General features: G+C 62.9%; 9 protein-coding genes. 2 read left to right on the forward strand and 7 right to left on the reverse strand.

Annotated features, from left to right (window positions below):
- Positions 1-517: 517 nt before the first annotated feature.
- The 5 genes from KVT38_RS18020 to KVT38_RS18040 form a co-directional block, all read right to left on the reverse strand.
- Complete coding sequence (locus KVT38_RS18020) at positions 518-2,410, reverse strand: heparinase II/III domain-containing protein (protein WP_217595129.1); 1,893 nt, start codon at positions 2,408-2,410, stop codon at positions 518-520.
- A gap of 393 nt (positions 2,411-2,803) precedes the next feature.
- Positions 2,804-4,582, reverse strand: a complete 1,779-nt coding sequence (locus KVT38_RS18025; RefSeq protein WP_217595130.1) for a cache domain-containing sensor histidine kinase — start codon at positions 4,580-4,582, stop codon at positions 2,804-2,806.
- Between the two features lie 21 nt (positions 4,583-4,603).
- The gene (locus KVT38_RS18030) at positions 4,604-5,686 is read right to left on the reverse strand and encodes a glycoside hydrolase family 88/105 protein (protein WP_217595131.1); all 1,083 of its coding nucleotides are present in this window, start codon (positions 5,684-5,686) and stop codon (positions 4,604-4,606) included.
- Between the two features lie 36 nt (positions 5,687-5,722).
- The gene (locus KVT38_RS18035) at positions 5,723-7,357 is read right to left on the reverse strand and encodes a response regulator transcription factor (RefSeq protein ID WP_254639331.1); all 1,635 of its coding nucleotides are present in this window, start codon (positions 7,355-7,357) and stop codon (positions 5,723-5,725) included.
- A 72-nt stretch (positions 7,358-7,429) separates the two neighbouring features.
- Complete coding sequence (locus KVT38_RS18040; RefSeq protein WP_217595133.1) at positions 7,430-8,296, reverse strand: AraC family transcriptional regulator; 867 nt, start codon at positions 8,294-8,296, stop codon at positions 7,430-7,432.
- Positions 8,297-8,499: 203 nt separating this feature from the next.
- On the opposite strand from KVT38_RS18040, the gene KVT38_RS18045 reads away from it, so the two are divergent.
- Positions 8,500-9,330: a phytanoyl-CoA dioxygenase family protein gene (locus KVT38_RS18045; protein ID WP_217595134.1), complete on the forward strand. Its 831-nt coding sequence runs from the start codon at positions 8,500-8,502 to the stop codon at positions 9,328-9,330.
- A gap of 143 nt (positions 9,331-9,473) precedes the next feature.
- Here KVT38_RS18045 and KVT38_RS18050 read toward each other — a convergent pair whose 3' ends face one another.
- The gene (locus KVT38_RS18050; protein ID WP_217595135.1) at positions 9,474-10,307 is read right to left on the reverse strand and encodes a phytanoyl-CoA dioxygenase family protein; all 834 of its coding nucleotides are present in this window, start codon (positions 10,305-10,307) and stop codon (positions 9,474-9,476) included.
- 192 nt (positions 10,308-10,499) lie between these two features.
- Here KVT38_RS18050 and KVT38_RS18055 point away from each other — a divergent pair, with 192 nt between their 5' ends.
- Positions 10,500-11,396 carry a helix-turn-helix transcriptional regulator gene (locus KVT38_RS18055; RefSeq protein WP_217595136.1) on the forward strand — a complete coding sequence of 299 codons (897 nt, stop codon included), beginning with the start codon at positions 10,500-10,502 and terminating at the stop codon, positions 11,394-11,396.
- Positions 11,397-12,009: 613 nt separating this feature from the next.
- On the opposite strand, the gene KVT38_RS18060 is transcribed toward KVT38_RS18055, so the two are convergent.
- A partial coding sequence (locus tag KVT38_RS18060; RefSeq protein ID WP_254639322.1) for an HNH endonuclease occupies positions 12,010-12,493 on the reverse strand: 484 nt, incomplete at its 5' end.

Raw genomic sequence — 12,493 nt, forward strand, 5'->3', positions numbered from 1 at the left:
CCGTTTTAACGGTATCCCCTTCGCACAGGCTGCGGTTTCACGCACATGCTGTAACCGCGGATTTATCGCTTGCAGCGGGCTTTGCCCGCTTGCTTAGCGCTGCAGCCGCGCAAACCTCGCTTACAGTCTCGCGCTCACGCTGCAGCCGCGGATTTATCGCTTGCAGCGGGCTTTGCCCGCCCGACCTGCGCTGCAACCGCGCAAACCTCGCTTACAGCCTCGCGCTCACGCTGTAGCCGCGGATTTATCGCTTGCAGCGGGCTTTGCCCGCCCGACCTGCGCTGCAACCTCGCAAACCTCGCTTGCAGCGAGCGTCGCAGATAAGTGTTTAGGAGTGGCTGCGAGCATGATCTGTAGCCGCAAGTTTTGCGGTTAGAGTGATACAACGCGACCGCAAATGTTGCAGTTCTTGCATAACCTGACCGCATACCGCCTCGGTTCCTGTCCGAAGGGGATACTGTTCAAATGTCGCGAACCCCGTCTTTATTCATGTCCAGGCGGCACTGCGACAGTTATCTCAGTCCCGCGTTTGCCAGCTATACGTCGCCTGATACTTCGCTTCCCGGCCTGTCCGCCGGACTAGCACGCCCCAACGCAGCTTGTCGAGCCGGTGCTCGTAGCCCTTGAACAGGTAGACGGAGGTGCCGGCCTCGCCCTTCATCCGGAGCGTGATCCGTTTGTCGGCTAGCGTCCAGACCGCCTCCCAGTCGCCGTCGACGTCGCAGCGCGCCGTCTCCAGCATGAGCGAATAGCCGTCCTCGTCCCCCGGCGGCTCGCAGGGTGCAAATGCAAGCGTCGAGCTGAACTCGCCCGCGCAGTGGAACAGCCAATCGAATTCGTGCACGCCCTCATGCCCGGCAGCGGGCCTCGCCTCGAACTCGTCGTGCAGCCGGTCCGCTTCCAGCCGCAGCGTACGCGCATAGCCGATGCCCGGGTATACGTCGTCCGCAGATACCGCGCACAGGTTGTTCTGCGCATCGAACCGGTCCATGCGACCGTTCGGGCGGTTCGGTTGGTTGCGCCTGTCGACCATCAGCGAGTTGTGCGCGATCGTCTTGCGCTGCCACTCCCTGAAGAGTGCCGATCCGTACCCGCTGTTGGAAGGGTCCCGCGACACGATCTCGTCTTTCACGAACAGCTCGAAGTTCATGATGTCCGCATGCGCATGACCCTCAATGACATAGCCGTACTTGAGAAAAACCGACGCCTCTCCGGCATGCAGCTGAGCAAAGTAAATATCTTTGTCGTAGCGGGACCGTCCGTCCGGGAGACCGCTATCGGCAGGCAGACTGTCGAACCGCTCGTTCTCCCAGTCCCGACCGAACAGCAGCCGCGCGAGACCGCCGATATTGGCGCCGGGATGCGCCTTGTTCGGCTCGTCGTAGCTGCGCGACAGCGCGTAGCGGAAAGGCGCTTCATCCTGCACGGCGCGGATCCACTCGTACTGGTGGGCGTAGTTGCCAAACCGCAGCAGCGGCCAGCCGTCGTTCGGATTCGGAAACTCGCCGCTCGCAAAAGCGTACTTGACCGGGTACCGATACATCCGCAGCAGCGCATCCTCAAGGATCGGGAAGTCGTAGCCGTACAATTTGCAAAACGCCAGATAATACGTCATCCCTTCGGCGCAGTAGAAGTGGTAGTGGAAGGATGCCTCGTACCAGAAGCCCTCGGGCAGCAAGCCCTCCGCCAGCTTCCGCTTGATGCCGTGCTCGCCTTCGGCGGCCCGTTCGCACCAGATCGTTTCGCCGAAAAACAGGCCGATCATGCCCGCCGCCGCTTTCATCCAGCAGATGATGTTGGGCGTAACCCCCACCTTCTCGATGAGGAAGGCCGCCTCGGGAATAAAAAAGGTCTGCTTGTAACGCTCCATCTCTTCGTCCGTGAACGATCCCTTGACCAGTTCCATGCCGTTAAGCAGCCAGATGACCGCCACGCCGTCCGTCAGGTCGCAGCCGGTGAACTTGCCTTCCTGACCCGGGGGCGTACGCACCTCGAAGCTGCCATAGTTATCGCACAGGAAGCCAAGCACCTTGCGGATAAACGCAAGATAGGCCGGGTCGCCGTACAGGTTGTAGAGCACGGCCGCGTGAAACACTTGGGTGCAAGCCGAGGTTCTGTATATATAGCACCAGGCGTCGTCGGCTTCCTGAGCGACCCGGAGCTCGCCGCAGCCGCTGCAGCGGTGCTCGCCGGGCTTGCCGGGATCGAATAGGAGCGCGGCGAAGCATTTGTCGCAAAAATAGTGGTGTCCCCAGCCCGCGACCCGCGAGGCATCGTCGGCATAATGAGAGACCCACCAGTCCGTATCCGGCTTGAAACTGTCCACGATTCCCTTGGCCCAGTCAAAGCTTGCGATCTTGTCCCTTACTGCCTGCCAATCGTCCACCATCTTCTTCGTGCGGTTCGTCATCGGCTGCACTCCTTCGCGTAGCCTTGCGTCCGGCAAGGCCGATTCGACAGGCGCGACCCCGGGCCGCTCCGCGGCGGTCGGCGGGGCGGGCTCGGGGCCGCGTCTGTCGCAACCTTATTTTCGCAATTGGCGGAAGCGCTTACTATGGGGTGATTTTGCGATTATATTAGCTATTTTGACTTCTGGACGGCGGAGCGGGGAACATGGATACCGTTGCTAAAAGGGCGGGGCAATAGTGTCCAAATGCGCTTATCTCCAGGTGGATGAGCGGTTAGTTGGGGATGATAGTGCCTGAGCGCGCTTATCTCTAGGCTATTGAGCGGTTAGTAGATGGGGACGATAGTGCCCCAATGCGCTTATCCGGGTGGACGAGTGAGTCAGACCCGTCCTCGCCTACTCATACCGCCGCACCGCGGGCAGCCTGACCGTCACGGTCGTCCCTTCGCCGGGGCGGCTGGCGATGGAGAGGCCGTAGGCTTCGCCGTGCAGGATACGGATGCGCTTGTGCACGCTGATGACGCCCACGTTGGTATGCTTGCCCGACCCTTCGCCCGCTTCGCCGTACAGCTCGGGGCGCAGCAGCCGCTCCACCTTTTCCCGCTCCATGCCCACGCCGTTGTCGGACACTTCAAGCACGAGATCGCCGTTCTCGGCTCGGCAGGCGATGCGAATGAGCGCCTTGCCCGGCTTCTCCTCGATGCCGTGCACGATCGCGTTCTCGGCGAGCGGCTGGAGGATGAACTTGGGCACGCGACAGTCCGCCAGCGCCGGGTCGTCGTCGATCCGCACCTCGATGCGGTCTCCGTAGATAATCTGGTGGATGGCGAGGTATCTGCCGACGAATTCGAGTTCCTCGCCGAGCGTGATGTCGTCGCCCTTTTTGCCGAGACTCTCGCGCAGCAGCCTGCCGAGCAGGTAGATCAGCTCGCCGATCTCCTCCTCGCCCTTGAGCTTGGCCATGCTGTAGATCGTCTCGAGCGTGTTGTACAGAAAATGGGGGTTCATCTGCGCCTGAAGCGCCTTGTAGTCGAGCTGCAGCGAACGGTACTCGGCCTGCTGGACGAGCATCTTCTCGCGATAGACCGAGTGGAACAGATCGTCGATCTTCTCGGCCATCGAGTTGAATCTGGCAGCCAACATGCCCACCTCGTCGCGGCTGCGGGGGACGATGATCTCATGTTTGGAGTCGAGCGTGAACTTGGACATGCTGTGGAGCAGCAGGCGGATGTTCGCGGTGATACTCTTGGAGATCCGGGCGGCCATGAGAAAGGCGAGCAGCAGCGCGGCCAGCAGCGTGCCGATCGTCCAGTACTTGAGACTTTCGGTCCCGCGCGTGAGACGGCCTACATCAATGATCTGCACGATTTTCCACTTGTCGTAATCCGTGGACAGGACGCTCGAGATATAATGCTTGCCGGCATACTCGAAGTCGCTCTTCGTCTTGCCGGACAGGTACAAGTGCTGATCCAGGTAATGCTCGGCGGCTCCGCTGAGCGCGCCAGAAACGAACAGTTGGTCGAACTCGTTGAGAATAAGAACGTCCCCGTCCATCAGGTTCTGGACGTTCGCGAGAATATCGCCAGCGTAGTCGCTCTCCAGACCGATCGCGATGACGCCGACGTAGCTCGACGTTTCGATATCGTACAGCGCCTTCGCCATATACAGGGTATCCTCTCCGTCCCTGACCCAGAGCGCCCGCCCGCGCATCTCCCGGACCTGCGCCAGATCGATCCGCGCCATCAGGTCCTCGTTGTCCTTTACGGCCTTGCGCTTGATGGAATACGGCCGCCCCGCGGCATCCAGAATGGAGACCGACCGGTAGTAGTCTTCGAAGAACAAGAGATCGCTCAAAAAGTCGCTGATGTACCGGTTCCGCGCGTACGCCTCCGCTTCGCTGTCCGGCTCCCGGCTGAGCGTCTGGCTGAGCGAGGAGTTGCGGAACTGCTGGAAGGCCGCCTGCTCGACGTCCGTCGTCAGCTTGTCGACGTTGATGCCGATCTGGTCGATCAGATATTGCGAAAATTCGCCGGAATTGCGCTTGATGACGCCGAGCGATACGAAATAGTTGATGCCGCTGATGAGCGATACCGTGATCATGACGATAACCGTGAACGCCAGCAGGAACTTCGTCCTGAGCTTCGCGTCCGCATACAGGCGCCTGATGCTGCGCATAGCGCTCACCGTCCCCCGTCGTTATTGCGGATCGTCGACATGGTGGAGCCCCTCCACCAGCATGAGCAGCGCCATCGACTGGCCGTAGGGCATCGGACAACGGGGCACGTTCCGGTAAAAGGACTTGGTCGTCCCGAGCCGCGTGCCGTACGACACGCCCTGCACCCGCCCCTCCGCATCGATCTGCCGGATGACCGCCAGCATCGCCGATATGCCTGCTGCGCGGTATTCTTCGCTGATATAGCCTTTGCGCACCGCCTTCAAAATCCCGTAGGCAAAGCCGGCCGTCGCGGAAGTCTCCTCGTAGCTGTCCGGGTCGTCGAGCAGCGTGCGCCACATGCCGCCTGCCGTCTGCAGGTCGGCGAGCCGGCGCACCTGCTGCTCCATCGACGCGATGAGGTACATCTCGATGCCGAGCGGCAGCTCGACGATATCGAGATAATCGACCAGACCGGCCATGTACCAAGCGTTGCCCCTTCCCCAGAGCGCGCCCGCGTAGTGGTCCCGACGTTCGAACGACCAGCCGTGATAGAACAGCCCCGTCTCCCGGTCGGTCAGATACTTCAGATGGACGAGAAACTGGCGCACGCTCTCCTGAACGTAATGCTCCCGCTTCATCGCCATCCCCATGCGCCCGAGGAACAGCACCGCCATATACAGCGTCTCGCTGCGCAGCTCCTCGGCGTTCAGCCCGTCCAGCGTCGAGTGGGCGATGCCGAACTCCCGCGTGCGCGGCATCTCCTCGGCCGCATAGCTGGCCCATTCCTCGCAGACGGCCAGATATTCGGGATTGCGCGTCTCCTCGTACAGATAGCTCAGCGTCAGCAGCGGGCACATCGTATTGACGTTTTTGGGCGGCAGTCCTTCCCGGATGCGGTCGTCGAACCACCTCGTCAGATAAGCGAGCATGCTGTCGTCGCCCGTATTTTTATAATACAAGTAGAGCGAGAACAAGCCGACTCCCTGCGACCAGTCCCACTCTTCCATCGAAATGATGCTGACCGGCGTATCCTCCTCGATCGCGATCTCCAGCCGCTGCATGCCCGAGACGACCTTGCCGATCAGGTCCTCGAGCTCCGCTCTCTTCGGTTGCACGGACGCCATCGCCATTCCTCCCCCGACTGTGCGGCTTCTAACGAATCATTCGCTGCGGTTCTTGTACTCTTTGGGCGACACGCCCTCTACCTTCTTGAACACTTGGTAAAAGTAGGCGTACTCCTTGTACCCGACCATCTCGCCGACCTCGTTCACCTTGAGCCTCGGATCGCGCAGCAGGCGCTTGGCCGCCTCAATCCTCGCCTTCACCACCAGATCGACGAAGTTGATGCCGGTCTCCGCCCGCAGCAGGCGGCTGAGGTAGCCCGAACTGAGCCCGAAGTGGTCGGCGAGCGAGGTCAAGCTGATCGCCTCGGCGAAATGCGCGTTGATGTAGTCGATCGACTTCTTCACGACGAGGCTGTAGTCCTTGTCCCCGCCGTCCAGCTTGTCCTTGACCGTCCGGATCAGGGCCGCCACGTATTCGGAGGCTTCCTTCATGTCCGATAGCCGGTACACGTCCTCCAGCATCTCGTCGATGCTCTTGCCGAAGCCGAGCTCGTCCCCCGTCGTCCGGTAATAATAGCGCGCGGCGGCCAGGCAGATCTCGGATAGCAAGCCCTTCGCGACCCTGATATTGCCCTCGCTGTACAGCTGGACGCGCGCCAGAAACCGCTCCAGATGCCCGCCCATCTCCTCGGCCGTCGACTGCTCCAGCATCCTGTTGAACGTCTCCAGGTCCCGGACGATCGCGAACCTGCCTCCTTCCGTCCCCGCTTCCTCGGGGGCCGGCAGCAGGACGGGCTCCTCGGTGCGGAAGAAGCTCGTCTCCATCAGCGCGGAAGCTTCGGCGAACGCTTCGCCGAGCTCCTCCAGCCGCTTGTACGTCTGGCTTACTGCCATACAGCACGACAAGCCGAGGCGCTCTCTGGCCAGCTCGATCAGGTCGTGGCAAAAGCTCTGCAGCTTCATCCGCAGCTCCCGCGGCGTGAGCGGCTTCGGGAACAGGCAGGCGAGCGCGAGGTCGTCGCGCACCCCGCCGTCGATCGTCTCGAAGTCGCGCCTCTGCGCGGCCGCCCTCGCCAGCGCTGCCACTTCGTCTCGCAAGCGGGGGTCGATGCGCTGGCTGCGGTCGCCCCGCGCGGCGTCGGAAGCGCGCTTCGAACGGACGATGACGACTGCGCAGCGGCTGCAGGTCACGCCAAGCTCCGCCGCGTTGTTCGCGAGCTCGTCCCGGTCCGGCCCGCCGCCGGCGATCAGCTCGGACACCAGCTTGCTGCGCAGCGTGGGCAGCGAGCTCTGATGCCGCTCCGACAGCCGGCTGTACGCCTCCTCGCGTTCGGCCCGCCGGGACAGCTCCTCCCGCTCTTCGGCGATCTCGTCCACCGTCTGCCCGATCACGCGCTCCAGCTCGTCGTTGCGGATCGGCTTCACCACGATCTCCTTCACGCCGAGGCTGACCGCCCGCTTGGCGAACTCGAAGTCCTGATAGCCGGTGATGAGGATCGTCTTGGAGAGCGGCAGCTCCGCATGCATGTGCGCGGCGAGCTCCAGTCCGCTGACGCCCGGAATCTTGATGTCCGTAATCAACAGATCGGGGCGGCACTCGTCGATCACCCGCTTGCCTTCGACGCCGTCCATCGCCTGTCCGACGACGGCGCAGCCCAGACGCTCCCAGTTTACGGTACGCACGATCGATTGCAAGATAAGTGGCTTGTCGTCGATGACCACGACCGTCATTTTCACGGCATACGCCTCCTCTCCCGCTTTATCCCGCAATTGCTGCAAACGTTTGCAAAAAAGCGGTTCTCGCTATTCCAAAGGCACCGCCGCCGGCGAGCGCTTGCGGTATCCGCTCGGCGACGTTCCGGCGTACGCCTTGAACAGCTTGCTGAACGAATACAAGTCGGCATAGCCCAGCGTATCCGCGATCTGCGTAACCGGCATGTCGGATTCCGCCAGCAGCAGCCGGGCCCGCTCCATCCGCAGCCCCGCGGCATAGGACTTCAGCGTCCTCCCGGTATGGCGCTTGAACAGCTGGCTCAAGTACCGCTGCGAGACGCCCGCCTCCGCGGCCACCGCCTCCAGGTCGCCCTCCGCCCAAGCACCTTGCCGGAGCGAATCGCTGGCTCGCCGCACCAGCTCCCGATGACGAACCGACGCCCTGCCGGCCGTCTGCGTCTCCCGCTCGCTGCGGTACAGCTCCAGCAGGAGCAGCTTGACCGTATAGTCGAATTCGACCTCCGCCCAGAGCGGCGGCATGTCGCGCAGCTCCAGCAGCCGGCCCATGAGCGCCTCGAAGCGCGCGCCGTCGTGTACCTCCACCCGCCGGCGCGGGGGCGAGAAGTTGCCGGCCTTCTCGTCGTCGACAGCCGCGCGAAAGTGGCAATAGATGACCGTCAGCCGGTCGTCCGGGTGCTGCTCCACGTCGATCCGGTCGCCCGGGCGCAGCGTGAAGCAGCATCCGGGAACGATCGGATACCGGCTGCCGTTGACGGTCATGCTGCCCGTTCCCGACAGCACATGCCAAAAATCGTAATCCGGCATCGCCTGTACGTGCCAGCTCCACCCGGGCTCGCAGCGCGCCTTGCCCATGATACGGCCCGGTTCGAACGCGACGCCGGACAACGGACGGACGTCCCGGACGACCGCCTGCTCCTCGTTTGCTCCCGGTTCCATGGCGCCGCTCCTTTCCGCACCGCCGTCAGGCGGGCGAGGTTCGTCCTTTGCCTAACATTATACCGAAGCCCGGCAGAACGGGAAGACCTCCCGCGGAATAATTTCATGCGTCGCGTTTTCATACAAATCGGCTCCGCTCGCTCCATTCCGGCATCTCCGTCAAGCCGCTATACTGGCTGCAAAGACAAGAAGGAGTGATCGCGATGAGTCTTAAGCCGCTCGATCCGCAGGAAATCAATGAAAAGCTATACAAGCACCGCGGCATTCACGAAGCGCTGCCCGGAATCGACAGCCTCCGCGACGAGGATTATGCGCATTACCGCTCGCAAGGCTTCATCGCCGTATCCGACATCCTGAGCGCCGCCGAAGTCCGGCTGTCGTCGGAGTCGATCATGCGCATCATCTTTAACCCGGAGACGCGGGCGAAAGTCCAATTCACGAAGCCGCAGCGCGAGCTGAAGGACGACGCGGAGCGGGAGCTCGCCGTCCGCAAGGTGTACGAGTTCGTCGAGCACGACGAGCAGCTGCGCGCCATGGCGTACCATCCCAACATCCTGTCCGTCGTCGAGAAGCTGCTCGGCGGCAAAGCGAAGCTCGTGCAGGATATGGCGCTGCTGAAGCCGCCCACGGGCGGCGGGGAAAAGCCGTGGCATCAAGACATGGCGTACGGCCCGCTGGCGTTCCATCAAGCGGTCGTCGGCGTCTGGATCGCGCTGGATGCGGCTGGATTGGACAACGGCTGCATGCACGTCATCCCGCGCTCGCAGATGTCCGGCGCCGTCCCGCATTACGCCGTGCGTGACTGGCAACTGTGCGACGAAGCGGTGCCCGTCGAGCGCGACGTCGCCGTGCCGCTCGCGCCGGGCGGGGCCCTCTTTTTCCATGGCCTGCTCTTCCACGGCACCCCGAACAACACTTCCGACAAGCGCAGGCGCGCTCTCCAGTTCCACTACGCGCTGGAGACTTCCGAAAAGATGTCGCCGCAGGAGTACAAGCGCGTATTCACCAACGAGCTGACGGGCGCGGAGTGCTGACCCTGCTCGGTACGCGACAGGACGCTTCCTGTCTTTAAAACGAACGTCGACAGCCGTGCGCCGGTATCGCCCATCGCGGCGCGGAACCGTTGCACGGCTGTTCTTATGGCGAGGAGGCGGCGCGACTCGCAATCGCGAGAGGTCTACTTGACCGCTTGCCCCTCTTCCTCTTCAAACGCCCCTTGCATATGATACTGCTGCGACGACGGATCGATCGGGTCCTCCGCGCGTTGATACCTGAATTCGAGCGAGACGCGCAGCCGGTCCTCGGTCCGGTTGTCCAGCGCCTTGTGCAAGGTCAGCCCGTGAAAAAGGAGCAGGTCGCCGGTCTTGAAGTCGGTCGTCAGCCAGGGCAGTCCGAGCGCTTCGCATTTTTCGTGCGGCACGCCATGGCCGCCGGTGCCCGGCATCGGCTCGTGATCGATATAGCCGAGATGGTTCGTGCGCGGCATAACCGCAAGGCCGCCCAGCTCGGCGGGACAGTCGCCTGCTGCGATCCAGCAGGTGTACGTGTCGGGCGTTCCTTTGATGTAAAAGTAGTCCTGGTGCGGAGGCGTCGTATTTTTGAAGCTCTGCGGGAACGTAATGCGCCCGATTCGCCTGCGGTGCTCCAGGATGGGGCCGTCCAGCAACCCGCCGTACAGCAGCGTCAGCACGGGGTTGCGGCCGAAGGCGTTGAACCGGGGCAGCTCCAGTATTTTGCGGTAGAGCGGCGACGTCTCGAATTTGCGGGAAGCTGGAAACGCTTGTCCCGAATAGATACCCTCCGACAGCGGCCTGCCGCGGTCCACGAAGCCCGCCTCGTCGGCCAGCTTCAGCATGTCCTCTCGGATGGCGAGCAGCTCGCCCGCGTCCAGCAGACCTCTAAAAAATAAATAGCCCTCCTCGTGCAGGCGATTGCGCAGCGCGACGATATCGTGCAGCAACCCCATCGAATCCTCCAGCTCTCCAAGCGGCTTCCCGTTGTTATCCGACATTTCCGTATCCTCCTCCTGTTTGCGGCGGATCTGCAGACGTCGTGCCTTTTCGCGCGCGCCGCTTCTTGACATTGACTTGTTCAACGATGTACAGGATCATCATAGTACGATGATTCAAATGCGTATTTGATTCGCATCTATGAAAGTTGATCTTTGCAAAGATGTTATAGAACGCGGGCGGGGGGATGAAAAATGGAGCGGAGGATCGGCTGGGAGGCGCTGAATCCGGTCGTCTCCTATGCCAACAGACTGGCCTGCGAGCCCGGGTTTGCGTTCGGACCGCGCTTCGTGAGGGATCACCAGTTCATTTATACGGCGGAGGGGAAAGGGAAAGCCGAGATCGGCGGGAGAGTCTACGACGCGGGGCCGGGCGATCTATTTTACTACGGGCCCGGCGTACCTCACCGGTTCGAGGCGGACGACGAAGCGCCGTTCGTCCTGTACGGGCTCCACTTCGCGCCGGTCGGCGAGCTGCCCGCGACGGGGGCCGTCCGCTACGAGCTGCCCGTCGACATCCGGCGCGCAGCGGACCTGCCGTCGCACGCCGAGACGCAGCTCGTATTGGGCGATGCCGCCAGCGGGTTCGCGGTTCCCGAACACATCGCGCTGCCTCCCGCGTTCGCCGAGCCCTTCTTCGCGTCGGCCGCGCAGTATTTCCGCATGGCGGACGCCCTGCATCATCTGCGCGGGAGAGCGCTGCTCATACGCTTCCTGACCGAGCTGCACGAACGCGCGAGGCAGGCCCGCGTCGAGCAGGACCCGGCCGCTTCGCTGCTCGAGACCGTCAGGACAAGACTTCGGGAGCGGGCCGGGGAATCCTACCGAAGGGACTGGCTGTCCGCGTGGACCCACTACCATGAGAACCACGCGGCCTCCCTGTTCGCAAGGCTGTACGGCCAGTCGCCTCACGAGTATTTCCTGGCCTGCAAGCTGGAGCTCGCCAAGCGGCTGCTGGCGGACGAGAACCTGAGCGTCCTCGAAACGTCTGAGCGGCTGCGCTTCGGCTCCGTCCATCATTTTACACGGCTGTTCAAGCGTCGGGTCGGCTGTGCGCCGGGCGTATATAGGCGGATGGGAAGAATGGTGTAAGGGCGGCGGGGCCCTGTGGGGGAGCGCGACCTAGCGGGGCGAGGGGAGTGGGGGCGAGGTGTGGCCAGGTCCGACGAGGTGGCGCTGTATGGCGTTACTTCGGGCCGGCCGGCAGTGTGGGGCAGCGAGGTGGCACTGTACGACGTCACTTGGTGCTGGTGGGTGGTGCGGGGCAGTAATGTAACGCTGTAAGACGTTTCTTCAGGCCCGCGGGTAGTGCTAGGCAGCATTGTGACGTTGTGCGACGTTTCTTTGTGTCGGTGGGTGGTACGGGGCGGCCATGTGGCGTTGTGCGACGTTTCTTCAGGTAGGCGATCGGTGCAGGGCGGCCATGTGGCGCTGCACAACGTCACTTAATGCTGGTGAGCGGCGCGGGGCGGCGAGGTGGCGTTGTACGGCGTCATTTGGTGCCGGCGGGTGGTGTGGGGCAGCGAGGTAGCGCTGTACGACGTCTCTTGGTGCCGGCGGGTGACGCGGGGCAGCGAGGTGGCGCTGTAGTGCGTCTCTTCTGGCTGCCAAGTGGTGCAGTGCGACGCTAACGACAAATAACCGCCGGGGCTTCTGCCCGGGCGGTTTGTGTCATGGTCCGATGCGGTTGTCGCTTCTGTATTCGCTACTCCAGGGGCTTGACCGGAATGCCCGCGGCCACGAACTCGTCCAGGTCGCGGTTCGCCTTGGTCTGGTTGCACAGGTTGCAGGCGCAGACGCAGTTGTCCGGCGTCGTGTGCCCGCCCTTGGAGCGCGGCAGCAGATGGTCGATCGTGTCGCCGTAGTCGCCGCAGAAGTAGCAGGTGTACTTGTCCCGGTTCAGAATCATCATCCGGAAATCGCGATTGCTCAGCAGTCTGCGGATCGTATGGCGGTTGACGACGACGGCCGCGTGCTCGCGCACCAAGGTGACCGCCATCTCCAGGTCGATCTCCTGGTACCAGCCGCGTCCTTTGTCGGTCCTGCCGCGCATGCGGACGAAGCCTTCGCGCGTCGCCTGGAGCTGCGACGCGTCGTGCGGGTCGATGCCGCGCGCCGAGCCGCCCGGCGCCGTCGCACGGGCGCGGGCCGAGCCGCGCGGCTGGACCCGCGGCGCCGCTTCGCCGGCC

The organism is Cohnella sp. GbtcB17 (assembly GCF_019091135.1).
Taxonomy (GTDB): Bacteria; Bacillota; Bacilli; order Paenibacillales; family Paenibacillaceae; genus Cohnella.

Excerpts from the sequence above, each read along its gene's own strand:
- KVT38_RS18020 (WP_217595129.1), bottom strand. The coding sequence starts at position 2,410 with ATGACGAACCGCACGAAGAAGATGGTGGACGATTGGCAGGCAGTAAGG.
- KVT38_RS18025 (WP_217595130.1), bottom strand. The coding sequence starts at position 4,582 with ATGCGCAGCATCAGGCGCCTGTATGCGGACGCGAAGCTCAGGACGAAG.
- KVT38_RS18030 (WP_217595131.1), bottom strand. The coding sequence starts at position 5,686 with ATGGCGTCCGTGCAACCGAAGAGAGCGGAGCTCGAGGACCTGATCGGC.
- KVT38_RS18035 (WP_254639331.1), bottom strand. The coding sequence starts at position 7,357 with ATGACGGTCGTGGTCATCGACGACAAGCCACTTATCTTGCAATCGATC.
- KVT38_RS18040 (WP_217595133.1), bottom strand. The coding sequence starts at position 8,296 with ATGGAACCGGGAGCAAACGAGGAGCAGGCGGTCGTCCGGGACGTCCGT.
- KVT38_RS18045 (WP_217595134.1), top strand. The coding sequence starts at position 8,500 with ATGAGTCTTAAGCCGCTCGATCCGCAGGAAATCAATGAAAAGCTATAC.
- KVT38_RS18050 (WP_217595135.1), bottom strand. The coding sequence starts at position 10,307 with ATGTCGGATAACAACGGGAAGCCGCTTGGAGAGCTGGAGGATTCGATG.
- KVT38_RS18055 (WP_217595136.1), top strand. The coding sequence starts at position 10,500 with ATGGAGCGGAGGATCGGCTGGGAGGCGCTGAATCCGGTCGTCTCCTAT.